General features: G+C 34.1%; 23 protein-coding genes and 2 other annotated features (1 of these 25 cut by a window edge). Of the genes, 8 read left to right on the top strand and 15 right to left on the bottom strand.

The window, feature by feature from the left end; all coding sequences use genetic code 11:
* Positions 1-113: 113 nt before the first annotated feature.
* Positions 114-374, bottom strand: coding sequence for a hypothetical protein (locus ACZ42G_RS05810; protein WP_434642688.1), 261 nt, complete (start codon positions 372-374; stop codon positions 114-116).
* Between the two features lie 15 nt (positions 375-389).
* The gene (locus ACZ42G_RS05805; RefSeq protein ID WP_464851886.1) at positions 390-644 is read right to left on the bottom strand and encodes a helix-turn-helix transcriptional regulator; all 255 of its coding nucleotides are present in this window, start codon (positions 642-644) and stop codon (positions 390-392) included.
* 160 nt (positions 645-804) lie between these two features.
* Here ACZ42G_RS05805 and ACZ42G_RS05800 point away from each other — a divergent pair, with 160 nt between their 5' ends.
* The 7 genes from ACZ42G_RS05800 to ACZ42G_RS05770 all read left to right on the top strand — a co-directional run bounded on the left by ACZ42G_RS05800 (position 805) and on the right by ACZ42G_RS05770 (position 5,469).
* Positions 805-1,197 carry a helix-turn-helix domain-containing protein gene (locus tag ACZ42G_RS05800; RefSeq protein ID WP_464851884.1) on the top strand — a complete coding sequence of 131 codons (393 nt, stop codon included), beginning with the start codon at positions 805-807 and terminating at the stop codon, positions 1,195-1,197.
* 26 nt (positions 1,198-1,223) lie between these two features.
* The gene (locus ACZ42G_RS05795) at positions 1,224-1,565 is read left to right on the top strand and encodes a hypothetical protein (RefSeq protein WP_464851882.1); all 342 of its coding nucleotides are present in this window, start codon (positions 1,224-1,226) and stop codon (positions 1,563-1,565) included.
* Positions 1,566-1,622: 57 nt separating this feature from the next.
* Entirely contained in the window at positions 1,623-2,498 is an 876-nt protein-coding gene (locus ACZ42G_RS05790; RefSeq protein ID WP_464851880.1) for a DUF3800 domain-containing protein, read from the top strand.
* 167 nt (positions 2,499-2,665) lie between these two features.
* Positions 2,666-2,995 (top strand): DUF4258 domain-containing protein, encoded by a 330-nt coding sequence (locus ACZ42G_RS05785; protein WP_464851878.1) that lies wholly within the window; start codon positions 2,666-2,668, stop codon positions 2,993-2,995.
* Positions 2,992-3,444: a helix-turn-helix domain-containing protein gene (locus ACZ42G_RS05780; protein WP_464851877.1), complete on the top strand. Its 453-nt coding sequence runs from the start codon at positions 2,992-2,994 to the stop codon at positions 3,442-3,444. The genes ACZ42G_RS05785 and ACZ42G_RS05780 overlap by 4 nt, the downstream gene beginning before the upstream one ends.
* Positions 3,445-3,454: 10 nt before the next feature.
* Positions 3,455-4,249, top strand: coding sequence for an ImmA/IrrE family metallo-endopeptidase (locus ACZ42G_RS05775; protein ID WP_464851875.1), 795 nt, complete (start codon positions 3,455-3,457; stop codon positions 4,247-4,249).
* 29 nt (positions 4,250-4,278) lie between these two features.
* A complete protein-coding gene (locus ACZ42G_RS05770) occupies positions 4,279-5,469 on the top strand; it encodes a site-specific integrase (RefSeq protein ID WP_464851873.1) in 1,191 nt (396 codons plus the stop codon).
* Between the two features lie 237 nt (positions 5,470-5,706).
* On the opposite strand, the gene ACZ42G_RS05765 is transcribed toward ACZ42G_RS05770, so the two are convergent.
* Together ACZ42G_RS05765 and ACZ42G_RS05760 are read right to left on the bottom strand one after the other, a co-directional pair.
* Complete coding sequence (locus ACZ42G_RS05765; protein WP_464851871.1) at positions 5,707-6,330, bottom strand: TraR/DksA C4-type zinc finger protein; 624 nt, start codon at positions 6,328-6,330, stop codon at positions 5,707-5,709.
* A 19-nt stretch (positions 6,331-6,349) separates the two neighbouring features.
* Positions 6,350-6,589: a DUF5665 domain-containing protein gene (locus ACZ42G_RS05760; protein ID WP_349265819.1), complete on the bottom strand. Its 240-nt coding sequence runs from the start codon at positions 6,587-6,589 to the stop codon at positions 6,350-6,352.
* Positions 6,590-6,783: 194 nt separating this feature from the next.
* Here ACZ42G_RS05760 and ACZ42G_RS05755 point away from each other — a divergent pair, with 194 nt between their 5' ends.
* A complete protein-coding gene (locus tag ACZ42G_RS05755) occupies positions 6,784-6,921 on the top strand; it encodes a hypothetical protein (protein ID WP_168170188.1) in 138 nt (45 codons plus the stop codon).
* A gap of 26 nt (positions 6,922-6,947) precedes the next feature.
* Here the strand turns inward: ACZ42G_RS05755 and bcp are convergent, their stop codons facing one another.
* The 11 genes from bcp to ileS form a co-directional block, all read right to left on the bottom strand.
* A complete protein-coding gene (gene bcp, locus ACZ42G_RS05750) occupies positions 6,948-7,412 on the bottom strand; it encodes a thioredoxin-dependent thiol peroxidase (protein ID WP_085112569.1) in 465 nt (154 codons plus the stop codon).
* 111 nt (positions 7,413-7,523) lie between these two features.
* The gene (trpA, locus tag ACZ42G_RS05745) at positions 7,524-8,345 is read right to left on the bottom strand and encodes a tryptophan synthase subunit alpha (protein WP_464852121.1); all 822 of its coding nucleotides are present in this window, start codon (positions 8,343-8,345) and stop codon (positions 7,524-7,526) included.
* A complete protein-coding gene (trpB, locus tag ACZ42G_RS05740) occupies positions 8,345-9,520 on the bottom strand; it encodes a tryptophan synthase subunit beta (RefSeq protein ID WP_464851868.1) in 1,176 nt (391 codons plus the stop codon). The genes trpA and trpB overlap by 1 nt, the downstream gene beginning before the upstream one ends.
* Positions 9,514-10,134 carry a phosphoribosylanthranilate isomerase gene (locus ACZ42G_RS05735; RefSeq protein WP_464851866.1) on the bottom strand — a complete coding sequence of 207 codons (621 nt, stop codon included), beginning with the start codon at positions 10,132-10,134 and terminating at the stop codon, positions 9,514-9,516. The genes trpB and ACZ42G_RS05735 overlap by 7 nt, the downstream gene beginning before the upstream one ends.
* 1 nt (position 10,135) lies before the next feature.
* The gene (trpC, locus tag ACZ42G_RS05730; RefSeq protein WP_464851864.1) at positions 10,136-10,918 is read right to left on the bottom strand and encodes an indole-3-glycerol phosphate synthase TrpC; all 783 of its coding nucleotides are present in this window, start codon (positions 10,916-10,918) and stop codon (positions 10,136-10,138) included.
* Complete coding sequence (gene trpD, locus ACZ42G_RS05725; protein WP_464851862.1) at positions 10,915-11,934, bottom strand: anthranilate phosphoribosyltransferase; 1,020 nt, start codon at positions 11,932-11,934, stop codon at positions 10,915-10,917. Before trpD ends, trpC begins: the two co-directional genes overlap by 4 nt.
* Positions 11,915-12,502 (bottom strand): anthranilate synthase component II, encoded by a 588-nt coding sequence (locus ACZ42G_RS05720; protein WP_464851860.1) that lies wholly within the window; start codon positions 12,500-12,502, stop codon positions 11,915-11,917. Before ACZ42G_RS05720 ends, trpD begins: the two co-directional genes overlap by 20 nt.
* Positions 12,502-13,926 carry an anthranilate synthase component I gene (trpE, locus tag ACZ42G_RS05715; RefSeq protein WP_464851858.1) on the bottom strand — a complete coding sequence of 475 codons (1,425 nt, stop codon included), beginning with the start codon at positions 13,924-13,926 and terminating at the stop codon, positions 12,502-12,504. Before trpE ends, ACZ42G_RS05720 begins: the two co-directional genes overlap by 1 nt.
* Before the next feature lie 39 nt (positions 13,927-13,965).
* Positions 13,966-14,274 (bottom strand) — a binding site (T-box leader).
* Positions 14,275-14,356: 82 nt separating this feature from the next.
* Positions 14,357-14,653, bottom strand: coding sequence for a thiamine-binding protein (locus tag ACZ42G_RS05710; RefSeq protein WP_464851856.1), 297 nt, complete (start codon positions 14,651-14,653; stop codon positions 14,357-14,359).
* Positions 14,654-14,655: 2 nt separating this feature from the next.
* A complete protein-coding gene (locus tag ACZ42G_RS05705; RefSeq protein WP_464851854.1) occupies positions 14,656-15,360 on the bottom strand; it encodes a 5'-methylthioadenosine/adenosylhomocysteine nucleosidase in 705 nt (234 codons plus the stop codon).
* Between the two features lie 46 nt (positions 15,361-15,406).
* Positions 15,407-18,190 (bottom strand): isoleucine--tRNA ligase, encoded by a 2,784-nt coding sequence (gene ileS / locus ACZ42G_RS05700; RefSeq protein WP_464851852.1) that lies wholly within the window; start codon positions 18,188-18,190, stop codon positions 15,407-15,409.
* Between the two features lie 55 nt (positions 18,191-18,245).
* Positions 18,246-18,391 (bottom strand) — a binding site (T-box leader) (it continues 64 nt past the right edge of the window).

Raw genomic sequence — 18,391 nt, 5'->3', positions numbered from 1 at the left:
TCTTACATGCTTTTAAATTTATTAATGAAGTATATCAGTCCTTTTAGATACTTCTTTTAAATGAACATCCAATAGCTCTTTCTTTGCTTAACTTCCTCCATCCTTCTCACCTCCTATACTTGCAATTCATTTTTAATCAGTTCGTAGCCTTTTTTTGTAACTCTAACCCAGTTTTGATTATCACGATAACTAGAGCAGTCAATATATAGACCTTTTTTTCTTAAGTCTTTTAATATTTCAAACATTTCATCTCCATTAGCAAATTCAAAATCAACGTCTTCTCCTAAAACTTCCTTCCATGGTTTTAAACCTTTGCTAATTGCGGTTTTTGCTACTGCCTTTAAAAATCCCTTTTCTCTTTCGTCAATAAACATCCTTCTCACCTCCTCCTATGCGGTTTCTGATTGGTCGGATTTGTTGCAATTTGACACATGATTAATTAAAAAAATATCATCAACTTTCTTTCCAAACAAATTCGCTATTTTTATAGCTATTTCTAAAGATGGATCTCTTTTGCCAAGTTCTATGTTGGCATATGAAGCCCTGTCTATTCCTATTTTTTTTGCTATTTCTTTCTGAGTTAATCCAGCATTTTTTCTTATTTCACGTAGTTTTTTTCTTACCATTGTTTCACTTCCTTTCAATCTGTGTCCTTTTGACACTTATATTATATCGTGTCTTTTTGACACTGTCAAGAGGATTTTAATAATTTTTTTAAAAAATTTTTCTTTATACGTGTCTTATTGTCACATTTGTTGCATATACACACAAATATGATATTCTTAACTTAAGGAGGTGTTTCCTATGGACACATTTAAAGATAGATTAAAACAACTGCGCAATGAAAAAAATTTGACACAAGAAGAATTAGCTAAATATATTGGAACAACAAGGGCTACTTTGGCATCTTGGGAAACAGGTAGACGTGAACCTGATATGGAAACTCTCCGTAAATTATCCGATTATTTTAACGTTACTCTTGATTGGCTTATGGGTAACACCGACATCCGTAACCAGGCCGACGAAATAACACAAGCCGTGGAAGATGACCCAGAGCTGGCGGAGTTCTGGAACGATCTTAAGCAAAGAGAGGACTTAAAACTTTTATTTAAACAGACTAGAAACCTTTCACCTAAAGCAATAAAGCAGGTAATGCGCATAATAAAAGCTATTGAAGATGAAGAAAGTGAAGAATAAAGTTATCCAAAAAAGGGGGCTTTATTTTGGCTATCGACTTTTTAGACAAGCCTCTTGTAAAGGCTCTTTTAAATCAAGAAATCCCATTCTATGAGCTTATGACAGCGTATGATATACAAGTATCTATTGCTAATTTAGATACTTGTATATATGGCTTTACATATGTCAGTCGTCATGGCAATTATTATTTAATACTCAATGGTAACATCAGTTATGAAACCCAATGTAAAGTATTCATACATGAAATAAAACACATCTTAGAAGATTGTCCAAAACAAAGTTATTACATAGGTTTAGACATGCAATATGAGTACATAGAAATTGAAGCTGATAAGGTTGCAGAGGATATTGTGAAGTATTGTGGGTAGATAAGTTTTACTCAAATGATAATGTTTGATACATCTAAAGTAGTTAGGAGGATAAAATTGGATAATTGGTGGGTTAGGCCTACATCCATTGACAAATGGCCAACTGGTATTGATTATACAATGTTTATAGATGAGAATAATGACTCAAATTTAAAAAGCATTATAAATAAAATCAATAGCAATGAAGAAATATCAAATATTGAACGCTATTTTACTATAACCGGTTGTGTTATTGATAAAAACAATTTTATTGTTGCAAAAGAAAATATTACTCAATTAAAAAATAAGTATTGGCATGATGGAAAATTCACCTATTCATCTAAAATGAAAAGAGTAGTTTTTCACTCAAAAGAAATTAGAAATAAGACAAAAGCTTTTGATCCCACCATAATTGATTATGATAATTTTTTATATGACTTGACAGATTTCATTTCATCGACACAAATGTATATTATATCATCTACAATTGATAAATATACTCATTGCATAAAATATATTACACCATTCCATCCTTACAATCTTTGTTTAGATTTTATATTAGAGCGTTTTGTAACCTTGATTTTAAATAAAGAAAACAAAAAAGGCGTTATTATTTTAGAAGCAAGAGGGAAAAAAGAAGATAAATTTATTTTAGAACATATAAAAAATATACTTAATAATGGAACTGATTATGTTTCTGCTGAAAAATTTCAAAATATAAGTGGCGTATATTTTAATCCAAAATGGTGTAAGCAATCTAATGAACAAATGTCTTATTTTGGATTAGAAATAGCAGATCTCGTTTCTTATCCCATTCACAAATATATTAGAGATGAACATAAAGATTTTGCTTTTAAAATTTTTGAAGATAAATTTTTAGGTTATCCTTCATATGAAGGAATTGGATTAAAAGTTTTTCCATATAAACCAATTAAAATAAAAAACCGCCCTTAGGCGGCCGCCCGTGATAACGAGCCCCAGAGAGAATTTATCTCTCAAATATATTATATGCATAACTTCGTTTTTTAGTCAATAAGTTTATTATTTTTTTATAATTTTTTATTATAATTTATAGCATTTTATAATATTTTATAATATAATGAGAGGAGAAGGAAATAATAATGAATGACATGGCTGAACAATGGATAAGAAAATGTGTAAAAAATGGTTTGCTCGATTATTCATCCCATGCGATATGCAGGATGCTAGAAAGACAAATAGAAGATAAAAAGATTATTGAATGTATATTATATGGTAAAGTAGTTGAATTACAACCTCAATTTAAAGATATTCATGTAATATTTCAAGAAGCAACAGACAAAGACCCAGAAATATATACAGTTGTTGCTGCTGCATATCCTTATCCATTAGTTGTAACTGTATGCAGAACTATGGATGAAGTTTGGGAGGCTTATAATGGTATTTTAAAAAGAAGGAGGGAAAATAAATGATAAGAGAAAAATGCTATATTTGTGGAACAGATATGGAAGAAAGAACTATATCAACAACAGCCGGCTGGGGAAAATATAAATTAACAATAGATGGTGTAAAAGCTTATGTATGTCCTAACTGCGGAGAGATAGTTTTTTCTGCTGAAGAAGTTCATATGCTTCAAGAGCTGGGTAAAAGTCTATCTAATTTAAGTGAAAATGAAAGACCAGATGTATTAAATGTTTCTGAAGTAGCTGACTTATTAAGAGTAAGCAATCAAACAGTATACAATATGATAAAAGATGGCCGTTTAAAAGCTTCAAAAATAGGCCGTGAATGGAAATTTATGCGTAAAGACGTAGAAAGTGTTTTAAATCCGGATAAAGGTCGAATCGCTGCACGTAATAATAACGGTCAATTATCCGAACATGATTATGAGATAATAAAAAAACACATATCAAATATGTGAGGTGAAATTTATGTCTATTAATAAAATCCCTGGTGCTTATGCCAGGGAACTTTTAAATAACTTATCGTTAAAGCCACCAATTGATGTTATCTCTATCTGTAATAATTTTAATATAGTAATAGAAAACGATAATATTAAAGACTCTGAAGCATTATTTATTCTGCATAATGGTATTAAAAAAATTATACTTAATCAAAATATCGACTATGAACGACGTAAGAACTTTACAATTGCTCACGAAATAGGACATTATTATTTACCATGGCATACTAATGAAATATATAACTGCAAATCTTCTGATATTCAGTCTTTTCAGTCTAATATATCGCAAGAAACTGAAGCTAATCAATTTGCAGCAGAATTATTAATCCCTACTGAATTTTTAACTAATGATATAAATAATAAAGAAATAAATCTTTCATTGATAAAAACTCTATCTGATAATTATGGTGTTTCAATAACGTCAATGGGAATAAAAATCATTGAAAATACATACGAACCTGTAGCAATAGTAGTTACTGAAAATGGTAAGATAAAATGGTCTTCAAAATCAAAATATTTTTATAAAAAAATTTTATCAAATGGGCTATCTGTTAAAAAACAATCTCTGGCTTTCGATTTCTACAAATATAGTGATGTATCTGAACAGTCAGACTCAGTTTACTCTTTTGCTTGGCTCGAAGATGGCTCAATGGAAGAATACATTAAAGAAGAATCCCTACCAATGCCAAATTTAAATATGGTGTTTACATTATTAACTTTGATGATAGATGAAGATAAATTTATTGAAGAAAAATATGATTAATTTATTTTTTATTTTACGAAGGTGATATTATGCCAGGTTCAATTGAAAAACGTGGAGAAAATTCGTACAGGCTTATTGTATCGGGCGGTTATGGCCCTGATGGAAAACGAAAGAGATATACAAAAACAATAAAAGTTGAAGGTAAAACAGAAACAGCTAAGCTAAAAGAAGCTGAAAAAGAACTCGCCAAATTTATAGCAGAAATAGAAGGCAATACTTTTATTGAGCCTTCAAAACTAACCTTCAAAGCTTTTGTTGAGAAATGGCTTGAAGAATATGCTAAAGATAATCTGGCTCCCAAAACTTTATACCGATACAAAGAAATGTTAGACAAGCGTATTTTACCTGCATTAGGACATCTAAAATTAAATAAAATAAAACCCATTCATATACTTGAATTTCTGAATATGTTAAAAGAAGACGGCACACGATTAGATGGTAAGAAAGGTGGCTTGTCATCTCAAACAATTAAGCATCATTACAGACTTATTCATGCTATGCTAGAAGATGCAGTTAAATGGCAGCTTATACCTTCTAATCCTGCTTCTAATATAGATCCCCCAAAAGTAAATAAACATGAAGCAGAATATTACAACGAAGAAGAAGTAAAAGAACTTGTCAAAGCACTTGATGGCGAAAAATTAAAATATCAAGTTGCAATAATGCTAACTTTAGCGGCTGGCGAACGTCTTGGCGAATTAATGGGTCTTAAATGGGAGCATATCGACTTTGACAATAACACAATAGAAATAGTACAAGCCAATCAGTATTTACCAGGTCAAGGCCTATTTACTAAAACTCCAAAGAATGAAACATCCAAAAGACTTATTGCCGTACCGCAACAAATAATGGATCTTTTGAGAGAATATAAAAAAGAGCAAAATCTGGAGAGGCTAAAGAAAGGGAACAAATGGATAGACACCGGTTTTGTTTTTACTCAATGGAATGGACAGCCTATGTATTATGATACAATTTCAAAATGGTTCTCTAAGTTTTTACAAAAGAAAGGATTAAGACATATTACATTTCATCAACTCAGACATACATCGGCAACCCTACTTATAAATGCTGGCGAAAATATTAAGGCCGTATCAAAAAGACTTGGCCATAGTAATACCAGTACAACAATGAACATATATGCCCATGCACTTAAATCTGCCGACAAAGATGCTGCCGATAAAATTGCAAATTTTCTTTTCGAAAACAAAAACCAGGCGTAATTGCCTGGCATTTTATTGGGGACAAATTGGGGACACAATAGGCAAATGGGGACACAAAATAACCTAATATTATCCAAGTAATTATTTAACAAACCCACTTATTTCAATACTTTCATCAATGTACTTAAATCAAAAAAACGTCCTGATACGCACTCCAAAACCGTAGGTTGCGAGTTCGATTCTTGTCTCCCCTGCCATTTTTATGCCTAAAATACTTTTTAAGCACAAGGTTGATTTTTATTCTAATGTTTTTTTGTAATCCTCGTTGCTTATTTTATCTACTTCTTCCACATATCCTGAATTATAATCATCGTAATCGTCATCATAATTATCAAGTCCTGCTTTAGTTTTATTATACCTTGCTACTGCTTGATACGAATCCTCAGCATCAAATTGATTTTCGTCTTTAGAATCCATGTATCCCCAACCAAAGGGATATTTGATAGTTCTTTCTTCGTTGGGACGTGAAAATCTAAGATCGCTTAATTTTAAATCATTTTCTTTTGCGCATTTTGCGCATAAAGGTGTATACGGCAATGCTTCTAATCTTTCCATTTCAATTTCTTTATGACAATGATTGCATATACCATACTTACCGTTAACCATCCGTGAAAGAGCATCATCGATTTGTCTTAAAACGTGTTGCTCGTTATCTTTTAATGCATAATTTTTCTCTAATTCGTATACTTCCGAAGCAATATCTGCTGGATGATTGTCAGCCAATGACAGTTCCTGATAATACTCTCTTTCACCAATTCTTCCAGTACCATTATTATCATCCATCTCGTTTAAAGTATGCAAAATTCTATTTCTTTCATCAATAAGTCTTTTTCTAAAATACTCTAATTTTTTGTCATCCACAATACCACATGCCTTTCTATCACAAATTTTGTTGAACTATTTTTATTATATGAGCAATAATATTGCCTATAATGGGCAAATTCAATAAAACCGCTCTTTGCAATATGTATATTACAATTGCTCCAAGCAATGTAAATCCTATAGCCATTCCAAAACCACGTGCAAGCCCACCGACAAAGTTAAGCCATAGGAGTCTATAAGGGCTTTGCATCAACTCCACATAGTCAGCTATCTTCATTTTTTCCATCATTTCAGACATCTTTTCAATCTGCTTTTTTATTTCATTTAATAATTTATTATCCAAGCCCCATTCCTCCTATAAACTATTTTCTCTTTTTGGGTAAAGTTTATTAATAATTTATTGTTTTTTAGAATTAAATATGCTTAAATTAGTAATAAGAAGCTATACAGATTAATAAAATTGTTTTAGTAAAATTTGATGAGGCGAATAAAATGAAAAAGAAGGAAAGCAAAGATTTTTTAAACCCTTTTTACAACAGAAAATGGCATAAATATGTGGCATTGACTATTGTCATTGTGATGATAGTTGCATTAATAGCTGCTTTCAGTCTACCGATCTTAAATTATTAAAAGTGCGCATAAAGCGCACTTAATCTTTAATCAATTTCTTCAAGCACTTTCAATATCTCATCTACGTGTCCGTCAACTTTCACTTTCCTAAAAATTTTCTTTACTATGCCCTTTCTATCTATTACAAAAGTTGATCTTTCTATGCCCATTTTTTTCTTTCCATACATATTTTTTTCTTTATAAACACCGTATTCTGTTGATACTTTAGCATCATTATCGCTTAATAGCACAAATGGCAAATTAAATTTTTCAATGAATTTTTTATGAGACTCTAAATCATCTAAACTTACACCTATTACAACTGCATCATTATCTTCAATAGAATTTATGTTGTCTCTAAACTGGCAAGCTTCCTTTGTGCATCCAGGCGTGTTATCCTTGGGATAAAAATAAAGGATAACTTTCTTACCTCTATAATCTTTTAAAGAGACATTCTTTCCATCACTGGACATAAGGGTAAAATCAGGGGCTTCTTTTTCTAATTCAACCATCAACTTCTCCTCCTTTGATAATTATTCTCCTTTAATACTTCTTATCTTAATTATATCAATTTTAAAATAATAATCAATGATTAAATTTAAAAAGAGGCAAATAGCCTCCTTTTAAATTACCTCCTTGATTGATGATATGAAATTTGTTACACTGTCAAATATTTCATCATTATTCCTTGAATCATTTATCATTTTAACTATTGCACTGCCAATTATTATTCCATCACAGTACGGAGCAAACTTTTTTGCCATATCAGGTCCAGATATGCCAAATCCAATCGCCTTTGGCAAATCAGTGTATTTTGACACTAAATCCATGTACTTTTCAATATCAGTTTCAATTGTATTCCTCACACCTGTGACGCCTTTTGTAGAAACGCAATACACAAATCCTTTTCCGTTTTCGCAAATCTTCTTTATCCTGTCATTTGAAGTAGGTGCAACTAACGGTATCAAATAAATATCATTTTTTTCAGATAATTCTTTTATGTCATTTCTTTCCTCCAGTGGCAAATCGGGTATGATTAGTCCATCTACGCCTGAATCTTTTGCATTCTTTAAAAATTTCTCCATTCCATATTTATAGATGGAATTGTAATAGACAAGGTATATAAACGGTACATCTGTATTTTGTCTTATTATTTTAACAGCATTCATTATATCATCTATTTTAGTGCCTTTTTTTAACGCTCTGGCAGATGAAGCTTGTATTATAGGTCCATCTGCCAGCGGGTCTGAATAAGGAATTCCGATCTCTATAATATCAGCACCGCCTTCAACCATTTTATACACTAAATTGATAGTTACATCTATATCGGGATCTCCAGCAGTTACAAATGTAATCAGTGCTTTACGCCTTTTTTTCTTTAACTCATTGAATTTTTTATCAATCCTGTTTTCTCTTGCATTGTTAACTTCTATATTTGACACCATCATAGCTCAACCTCCAAAACATTTGCTACTGTATTTACGTCTTTATCTCCTCTGCCTGACAAATTTACAACTATGATATCATCTTTGCTAAGGCTTGGAGCAAGTTTCATTGCATACGCAACAGCATGGGCACTTTCCAATGCAGGTATGATTCCTTCAATTTGAGATAAATCCATAAAAGCTGACAAAGCTTCTTCATCAGTGGCATACACGTATTGTGCCCTGCCGCTATCCCTTAAATAGGCGTGTTCAGGCCCTACCCCAGGATAATCAAGCCCTGCTGATATTGAGTAAACAGGCATTATCTGTCCTTCATCATCTTGAAGCAGATACGTCATCATGCCATGAAGAACGCCAATACTTCCTTTTGCCATTGTAGCAGCATGTTTATCTGTATCTATTCCAAAACCTGCAGCTTCTACACCTACAAGTTTAACTGATAAATCGTTTATAAAGGGATAAAATATCCCCATAGAATTGCTGCCACCGCCCACACATGCAACAATATAATCTGGCAATCTCTTTTCTTTGCTTAAAATTTGTTCTTTCGTCTCGTCACCGATCACCCTCTGAAAATCCCTAACCATCATCGGATATGGATGCGGTCCTACAACAGAACCCATCACGTAAAATGTATCATCGATATTCGTGACCCAATGGCGTATCGCTTCGTTAACAGCATCTTTCAATGTGCCAGTTCCTGTCTTTACAGGGGTAACTTTTGCGCCCAACAACTTCATTCTAAATACGTTCAATGATTGTCTTCTTATGTCTTCTTCACCCATAAATATCTCACATTCCATGTCAAACATCGCAGCACCTGTTGCAGTCGCTACACCGTGTTGCCCTGCACCTGTTTCAGCGATTACTTTCCTTTTTCCCATTCTTTTAGCCAGCAATATTTGTCCTATGACGTTGTTTATTTTATGAGCACCAGTGTGGTTTAAATCTTCTCTTTTTAAATATATTTTTGCGCCACCCAATCTCTCAGTTAAGTTTCTTGCAAAATACAACGGTGTGGGCCTTCCAGAATATTCTCTTAAATAATATTTGTATTCATCAATAAAATTTTCATCGTTTATCGCCTTGTAAAATTCACCTTCAAGTTCTATCAATGCATTCATAATCGTTTCCGGCACATACTGACCGCCAAATTTACCAAATCTTCCTACCATTTTACACTCCTCACTTTACATATTAAATCTTTCATCAATTGATAATTTTTAAAGCCACCGACTTCAACGCCACTGGACACATCTATTACATCTGGTCTAGCTGCTTCTATAGCTTTCAAAACATTGTCAGCATTAATACCACCTGCTAAAATAAACTTGCACTTTAAGTTGTCTTTTACATCCTTAACTAAATTCCAATCAAATTTCACACCTGAACCACCGTAAAAGCCATTTATTTTGCTGTCAAGGAGAATACCATCAACATGATAGTCTCGTAATCTAAAAACATCGCTATTTTCGCTAATCCGAATTGCCTTCCATACAGTATAATCATCAAAATTGTCTATATAATCTTGTGGCTCATCACCATGAAATTGTAAAATATCTAAATTTAAGTAAACAGCTACATCCTTTACTACCGAAACTTCTTCATTTACAAAAACACCGACTTTTTTTATTTGTCTGTCGAGATTTTTAATAAGGCTATATGCCGTATTTACATCTACTTTCCGCTTGCTTTCAGCAAAGACAAACCCAGCATAATCAGGCTTTAAATCATTAAGGTATTCCACATCTTCTATCCGCTTTATTCCACATATTTTAACCAATGTCATTTTAAACACCCTTTGATTGAATTACGAAATCATCAATTTTACCACCATTTTTGATTATATTCATAAATGTTTCACCAATTAGGACAGCATTTACACCTAATGATTTTAAAAATTTTACGTCATCAGGGGTCTTTATGCCACTTTCAGATACCAACAGAACACCACTTGGCACGTATCTAATAAGCCTTTCTGTCGTCTTTAAATCAATGCGAAAATCCTTTAAATCCCTGTTGTTTATGCCTAAAATATCTACATTTGCATTTAATGCTATTTCAAGTTCACGTTCGTCATGAACCTCAACAATGGCATCTAATCCAATCTTTTTAGCAGTATCGTAAAACTTCTTTAAATCATCTCCAAGTACAGCCACTATGAGCAAGACAGCATCTGCACCAATTAATTTGCTTTCGTATATTTGGTATTCGTCAAATATGAAGTCTTTTCTTAGAATAGGTTTTGATGTTATTTTTTTTACATCGTTTATATATGCATCATCTCCTTTAAAATAATTTTTTTCTGTAAGAACAGATATGGCTTCAACATTAATATCTTCATACAATTTGGCAATTTTTATATGATCAAAATCATCTAAAATTATCCCTTTCGACGGAGAAGCTTTTTTTATCTCAGCTATTATCGACATATCATCGCCCATCAACGCTTCTTTAAAATTTCTCACATTTTTCTCATTTTTAATTTCTTTTAATATATCATCCAGCGGTTTTTCGATTTTTTTCATTTCCACCTGTTTTTTCTTCTTAACGATAATATCATCGAGTATCATTGCAAATACACCTTCTGAAAATTTAATATATCATTCAGCTTGCCTAATGCCTTGCCTGAATCAATAAGGTGTTCCGCAAGCTTGACACCTTCCTTAATGCTATCAACTGCTTTACCAACATACAAAGCTGCAGCGCTATTTAAAACTACAATGTCTCTCTTAGGGCTTTTTTCACCATTTAATATATCCAAAATGATTTTTGCATTTTCCTTTGCATCGCCGCCACCAATATCCGAATCTTTCGACAGTCTAATACCGTAATCATTAGGGTCAATAGTGTAATCAATAACCTTACCATCCCTCACTTCTGAAACAGCTGTAGTAGTGGTAGTAGTTATTTCGTCAAGCCCATCATTTCCGTGAACGACTAAAGCTCTTTCACACCCCAATTTTAGCAAAACTTCTGCCAATATATGCGTCAGGTTTTTATCATAAACGCCTAAAACTTGGCCTTTAACAGAAGCCGGATTTGTCAATGGTCCTAATATATTAAAAACCGTTCTTAAACCCAGTTCTTTTCTTATGGGGGCTACGTTCTTCATGGCTGAATGATACAAAGGTGCGAAAAGGAATCCAAATCCCACTTCATCGATGAATTTCTTTGTCATCTCTGGTTCTGCGTCAATTTTTACACCTAATTCATTTAATACATCGGCACTGCCGCTTTTACTGGAAACAGCTTTGTTTCCATGTTTGGCTATTTTGATTCCGGCAGACGAAGAAATTATTGCAACTGCAGTAGAAATATTAAATGTCTTTCCGCCGTCACCTCCTGTTCCACAGGTATCTATGACATATGGAGAATCGAGTTTTAATTTTTTTGCATTTTCTATCATCGACTTTGCAGAACCGGTTATCTCATCGATTGATTCGCCTTTCATCCTAAGGCCTATAAGATAACCACCAATTAATGGCGGGCTTGATTCCCCTTTCATTATTACATCCATGGCGCTTTTTGCCTCTGTCTCGGTCAAATTCTCCCCTTTAATGATCTTTTCAATGGCTTCCTTTAACATTGCAGATCCCCTCCACAAAATTTTTTAATATATTTTTGCCATCATCTGTTAAAATAGATTCGGGATGAAATTGAAGTCCATATACATGATGGCGCTTATGCTTAATTGCCATAATAGTTCCATCATCTGTTTCTGCAGTTATTTCTAATGATTCTGGCAATGAACTTTTGTCAATTACAAGCGAATGATATCTCATGGCTTTCATTGGACTTTTTATGCCTTCAAACAATCCTTTGCCAACATGATTGACAGATGAAGTCTTTCCATGCATTATAGTGTTTGCTCTGATTATTTTTGCGCCATAAGCATATCCAATAGCTTGATGTCCAAGGCAAATCCCTAATATAGGTATTTTGCCTTCAAACTCATCGACTATGTTTACTGAAATCCCTGCATTTTCTGGCCTTCCTGGCCCAGGCGATATAATTATTCCTTTTGGATTCATTAAAGCTATGTCATTTAATCCTATTTTATCGTTGCGGACAACTAATATATCGCTGTAAATTTCGCCTATAAATTGATATAGGTTATAGGTAAATGAATCGTAATTATCTACGAGGAGAAGCATCAAAGCACCTCCTTTAAGACCATCGCCTTATTTAAAGTTTCATAGTATTCAGCTTCTGGCTGAGAATCATATACAATTCCACACCCAGCTTGAATAAATGCCGTACCTCTTTTTAATAGCAGCGTTCTTATTGCTATGCACATATCCATATCTCCATTGTAAGAAAAATAGCCGACTGCTCCAGCGTAAAATGATCTTTTCACATTCTCCAGCTCATCAATTATCTCCATGGCCCTTATTTTCGGTGCACCTGAAACCGTCCCAGCAGGAAGACATGCAATTAGTGCATCAAACGCTGTAAGACTATTTCTCAAAATGCCTGAAACTTTTGATACAATGTGCATTACATGCGAATAAAAATCGACTTCCATGAATCTATCCAATCTTACAGTGCCAAATTCGCTTACTTTTCCTATATCATTTCTTCCAAGGTCAACTAACATTACATGTTCCGCCTTTTCCTTCTCATCGTTTAAAAGCTCATTTTTCAATATTAAATCTTCTTCGGCACTTTTTCCTCTTTTTCTGGTTCCTGCAATCGGATTTGTAGTGACTTTACTTCCAAATACGGATACGAGGCTTTCTGGCGACGAACCTATCAGTTGAAAATCGCCAAAATCGATGTAAAACATGTATGGTGATGGATTTGCATTCCTCAGTCTCCTATACACATCAAAAGGCGCGGAATCGGTTTTGATTTTAAGTCTTTGGGAAGGTACTACTTGAAATATGTCACCATTTTTTATATATTCCTTTGCTTTAATTACAATATTGCAAAATTCTTCTTTGGTAAGATTATAATCAATATCAGAAATGAGTTGCTTTGGCTTTATGTCGTGAATTTTAACATTGCTCTTTATGTTTAAAATTATTCTTTCCAATTTTTCTTTTATAAAGCCATACTTTTCATTTTCATCAGGAAATACGTTGTAAATAACAGATACATTATGTTTATAGTGATCATAGCAGATTATAATCTTGTAGAACATAAAATACGCGTCAGGTATTCCTATTTCATCAATATTTTTTGATGGAATATATTCATACTGTCTTATAATGTCATATCCAGCATAGCCTATTGCTCCGCCAGTAAATGGAAATTCAAGTCCACAACTATCATAATCGCACATCATATTTTCCTTTATATAGTCAAGAATTCTGCCGTATCTTATTTCCTTTTTATCACCATCAATCTGGATTAAATCATCATTACATTTGATCTTCAAATACGGATTCGAACCGATAAACGAATATCTGCCCCACATTTTACTACTTTCAGCACTTTCCAAAAGGAATTTATTTTCACCATCTAGATTGTAAAAAATATTGATTGGCGTCAATTCATCACCGTTTATCTCCTCGTAAACAGGAAAGACAATTTTCTTCTTTACAAGTCTTTCATATTCTTTTTCAGTTATATTCAACCAATACACCTCCTTAATATGCAAAAAAGTCACTTCATCCAATGGGACGAAGTGACTTCGTGGTGCCACCCAAATTGTTTTATACTTGTGTGGTTTAAAAAAAGCATCTCATCCACTAAGGACGAAATGCTTTCATTTCGCTTTGCCACCTAAGTACAAAACCTCTCATTGCAGGTACAGATTTCTCGATACCCTGTCATTTTAACGGTAGACTACCGGGCAATGCTACTTTCATTTCACACGCCATCTCGCAGGCCCATTCAATAACGCCGTCAGTACCTGGCTTCCACCATCCCAGGCTCGCTTTAACCTAATGCGATATTTACTATTCCTGCTCATCGATTTTTTTATTTCGATTGATTTAATTATATAACGTGTTAAAATATATGTCAATAGTTTTAATCTTGTCTAAAATATAAATTATCTCACATCAGCAACAATCTCTATATTTGCCTATTTTCTCCTCAATCGTCACACCATCAGGTTTAAAGTCTATCTTAACGATCGAAATTACCCTCTTGGCACCTTCATCTGCGCATATATTTTGGGCCTTTTTCACAATATCCAGGAGAACATCGATATCTCCTTCCATAGTCGTTTCCATAGGGCTTACAAAATACTTAACACCTGTTGATTTTATGTAATCAATAACTTTATCTACGACTGGATAGATTTTTTCTTCTTCAACTATAGGCAATACTTGTAAGCTTACATTAACAACACTCATATCTAATTCTCCTTGATTAGATTTATCATCTCTTTAACTATGTTACTGGATACTATTGCTGTTTCCTTGACAAATTGACTAAAATCTTTTGTCGCATTTCCATCGGCATTATCTGAAATGCTTCTTATTATGACAAATGGTATATTGTTAAGATATGAAGTATGTGCAATTGCTGCTCCTTCCATCTCGACTGCTAGTGCATTAAAAAGCTTCCCCAATTTTAAAGCCTCATCTTTTGATGAGATAAATTTATCACCTGAAACGATCCTGCCAATATACGCTTTCCCATCAATATTATCATTAGCAGCCTTATACGCCACATCTATGAGATATCCGTCAGCTTTAAATACGCTTGTCTTCATGCGAGGGATTACTCCTAATTCGTCTCCAAACGCTGTAGTATCAAAATCATGTTCTATCGCATCCGAAGAAATAACTATATCGCCAACATTTATGCCTTTTTTTAATCCTCCAGCAACACCTGTATTTATTATGCAATCAACTTTAAATTCGGATATCAATATCTGTGTTGCAATCGCTGCATTTACTTTTCCTATACCTGATTTTACAACAACTGCGTCTACTCCATTAAGTATACCGCTAAAAAAATCCATATCTGCCCTATTTATCGTAAACTCATTAACGATAGCTTCCTTAAGTAGCTCTACTTCTTCCTCCATAGCGCCAATAAATCCTATCTTTTTCACGCTTATACTCCTTTCATCTTTAATTAAAAAAGGGAGAAATCTCCCTTTAAATATGTGCAGCACACCTACTGCAAATTGTTGGGTGCTCTTTATTTTCGCCAACAGTTTCGCTGTACATCCAGCATCTTTCGCATTTTTCACCAGGTGCATGACTTACTTTTATAGCAATGTCATAATCTTCGCTTCTGTACGCATCATCAGGTATAACCTCATCATTTTCGTGCAGAACAGTTTTTGATACGATAAAGACTGTATTAAAATCTTCTTCAAACTGATTCAAAAATTCGTACAGCTCTTTCGACGCATAAATATCGACTTGAGCTTCCAAAGAATGGCCTATTTCCTTGTTTGATCTGGATATCTCCAATGCCTTAGATACATCTTTTCTTATGTCAAAAAGTTTATTCCAGTTTTCAATTATCTGCTTATTGTCGTAGATATCATTAGGCTCTGGCCAATCAGCCAACTGAACGCTCTCGAAATCATTTTTTGCATCGTGCTGCATATAGCTCCATATTTCGTCTGCTGTAAATGTCAGCACCGGTGCTATGATTCTTACAAAACCATTCAATATAATATATAGAGTAGTTTGAGCTGCTTTCCTTTCTTTTGATGTGGCTGGGAAAGTATATAGCCTGTCTTTCAATATGTCAAGGTACAGATTGCTCATATCTACAATGCAGAAGGTATGAACAAGATGCAAGAACTCATAAAATTTATATTTGTCAAAAGCTTCGGTTACATCCTTCACAAGCTCATTGTATTTGTACAAAGCCCATTTATCTATATCTAACAATTCATCATATGGCAACAAATCTTTATCAGCATCAAAATCGTAAAGGTTGCTTAATAAAAACTTTGCTGTGTTTCTGATTTTTCTGTATGACTCAGTCATCTGCTTTAAAATTTCTTTTGATATCCTCATGTCTGAAGTGAAATCTGCAGAAACAGCCCACAACCTCAATATGTCAGCACCATACTCTTTTACAACATCGGCTGGATCGATTCCATTTCCAAGGGATTTAGACATTTTTCGCCCTTCACCATCTACAACAAAACCATGTGTCAATACATTTTTATACGGAGCGATACCTTTTGTAGCGACAGATGTAAGAAGCGATGACTGGAACCATCCCCTGTGTTGGTCAGAACCTTCCAAGTACAAGTCTGCTGGCCATCTAAGTCCCTCAGTTGTCTCTAAAACCGCTACATGACTAGAACCAGAATCAAACCATACATCCATAATATCCGTTTCTTTTCTAAACTCTGTAGAACCACATTCACACCTTGTGCCTTGTGGCAGTATTTCTTCGGCCGATAGTTCATACCAAGCGTCAGAACCCTTTTCGGCAAACAACTTCTTTACCGCATTTATCGTATCATCGTTTATCAATTCTTTCCCACAATGTTTGCAGTAAAAAATAGGAATTGGAACACCCCATATCCTTTGCCTGGATATGCACCAATCGTGCCTATCTCTAACCATGTTTGTAATCCTATCTTCGCCCCACTCAGGAATCCAATTTACTTCTTTTATCGCATCAAGCGCTTCATTTCTAAAGCCATCTACAGATGCAAACCACTGTTCTGTGGCGCGGAATATAACAGGATTTTTGCATCTCCAGCAATGAGGATACGAGTGCGTGAAAGTCTTTGAAGCCAATAGCGCATTAGCTTTCTCAAGATCCTCTTTTATGACCTTATTTGCATCAGAGTAAAATAGTCCATTGTATTTTCCTGCTTTTTCAGTAAATCGACCTTTATCATCAACAGGATTCAAAACATCAAGTCCATATTTTTGACCAACTACAAAGTCCTCCTCACCATGTCCAGGTGCTGTGTGCACACATCCTGTACCTGCCTCTTGCGTTACATGATCGCCTAATATTATAAGCGATGTCCTGTCAAAAAGAGGATGCTTAGCCTTCATTCCTTCCAGTTCTGAGCCTTTAAAAGTAGCAATTATTTCACGGTTTGAAAGTCCTGTCTCTTTTTCAATGCTGTCAAGCATATCTTTTGCCATTATGTAAATTTCATTTCCGTACTTTGCTAAAGCATAATCAAAATCTGGATTCAAGCAAATTGCAAGATTAGCAGGGATTGTCCAAGTTGTTGTAGTCCATATTACAAAGTACAAATTGCTTAAATCATCAACAATGCCTTTAAATTTACCAAGGTCATCTACAACTCTGAATTTAACGTAGATCGAATCAGATTTTTCATCAGAATACTCTATTTCTGCTTCTGCCAATGCAGTCTCACAATCTGTACACCAATATACAGGCTTAAGTCCTTTATATATATATCCCTTCTTTGCCATCTCTCCAAATACTTCTATCTGCTTTGCCTCGTATTCTGGTTTCAGCGTCAAATATGGATTTTGCCAATCTCCTCTTACACCTAATCTAATAAATTGCGCTTTTTGCTTTTCGATTTGCGAAAAAGCAAAATCACGGCACACCCTTCTAAATTCTACTGGACCTACATCATTTCTCTTTATCCCTAACGTCTTAATCGCCTGCTGTTCTATTGGCAAGCCATGAGTATCCCAACCTGGCACATATGGTGATTCATATCCCCTCATGGTCTTATATTTAACCACCATGTCCTTCAAAACTTTGTTCATGGCAGTGCCAAGGTGTATATTGCCATTTGCGTATGGAGGACCATCATGAAGAATGAACTTTTCTTTGCCCTTGTTTTTATCTAATGATTTGTGGTATATGTCCATGTTCTCCCATTTCTTTAATATTTCTGGCTCTCTCATCGGCAAATTCGCCTTCATTGGAAAATCAGTCTTTGGCAGATTTAATGTTTTGTTGTAATCCATAAACATACCTCCTATTTCAAATTGCGTAATGCAGAAAAAATAAAAACCTCTCATCCAAAGGGACGAGAAGTCGCGGTACCACCCTAATTATTAAGGCTCAATGCCTTAATCACTCATGAGATAACGGGGTTTTCCCGGCTTAGCTTACTAAATTTCAGCCAGCAGCTTCGAGGTGATATATGACAAACTAACTTATTGGCT

It is taken from the genome of Thermoanaerobacterium calidifontis (genome assembly GCF_055381745.1).
This window is presented reverse-complemented; position numbering and strand designations above follow the sequence as displayed.

Bases quoted from the DNA above. Each gene is read 5' to 3' on its own strand.
- ACZ42G_RS05810 (WP_434642688.1), bottom strand. From the start codon at position 374: ATGTTTATTGACGAAAGAGAAAAGGGATTTTTAAAGGCAGTAGCAAAA.
- ACZ42G_RS05800 (WP_464851884.1), top strand. From the start codon at position 805: ATGGACACATTTAAAGATAGATTAAAACAACTGCGCAATGAAAAAAAT.
- ACZ42G_RS05785 (WP_464851878.1), top strand. From the start codon at position 2,666: ATGAATGACATGGCTGAACAATGGATAAGAAAATGTGTAAAAAATGGT.
- ACZ42G_RS05780 (WP_464851877.1), top strand. From the start codon at position 2,992: ATGATAAGAGAAAAATGCTATATTTGTGGAACAGATATGGAAGAAAGA.
- ACZ42G_RS05775 (WP_464851875.1), top strand. From the start codon at position 3,455: ATGTCTATTAATAAAATCCCTGGTGCTTATGCCAGGGAACTTTTAAAT.
- ACZ42G_RS05770 (WP_464851873.1), top strand. From the start codon at position 4,279: ATGCCAGGTTCAATTGAAAAACGTGGAGAAAATTCGTACAGGCTTATT.
- ACZ42G_RS05760 (WP_349265819.1), bottom strand. From the start codon at position 6,589: ATGTCTGAAATGATGGAAAAAATGAAGATAGCTGACTATGTGGAGTTG.
- ACZ42G_RS05755 (WP_168170188.1), top strand. From the start codon at position 6,784: ATGAAAAAGAAGGAAAGCAAAGATTTTTTAAACCCTTTTTACAACAGA.
- bcp (WP_085112569.1), bottom strand. From the start codon at position 7,412: ATGGTTGAATTAGAAAAAGAAGCCCCTGATTTTACCCTTATGTCCAGT.
- trpA (WP_464852121.1), bottom strand. From the start codon at position 8,345: ATGGTGTCAAATATAGAAGTTAACAATGCAAGAGAAAACAGGATTGAT.
- trpB (WP_464851868.1), bottom strand. From the start codon at position 9,520: ATGGTAGGAAGATTTGGTAAATTTGGCGGTCAGTATGTGCCGGAAACG.
- ACZ42G_RS05735 (WP_464851866.1), bottom strand. From the start codon at position 10,134: ATGACATTGGTTAAAATATGTGGAATAAAGCGGATAGAAGATGTGGAA.
- trpC (WP_464851864.1), bottom strand. From the start codon at position 10,918: ATGATACTCGATGATATTATCGTTAAGAAGAAAAAACAGGTGGAAATG.
- trpD (WP_464851862.1), bottom strand. From the start codon at position 11,934: ATGTTAAAGGAAGCCATTGAAAAGATCATTAAAGGGGAGAATTTGACC.
- ACZ42G_RS05720 (WP_464851860.1), bottom strand. From the start codon at position 12,502: ATGCTTCTCCTCGTAGATAATTACGATTCATTTACCTATAACCTATAT.
- ACZ42G_RS05710 (WP_464851856.1), bottom strand. From the start codon at position 14,653: ATGAGTGTTGTTAATGTAAGCTTACAAGTATTGCCTATAGTTGAAGAA.
- ileS (WP_464851852.1), bottom strand. From the start codon at position 18,190: ATGGATTACAACAAAACATTAAATCTGCCAAAGACTGATTTTCCAATG.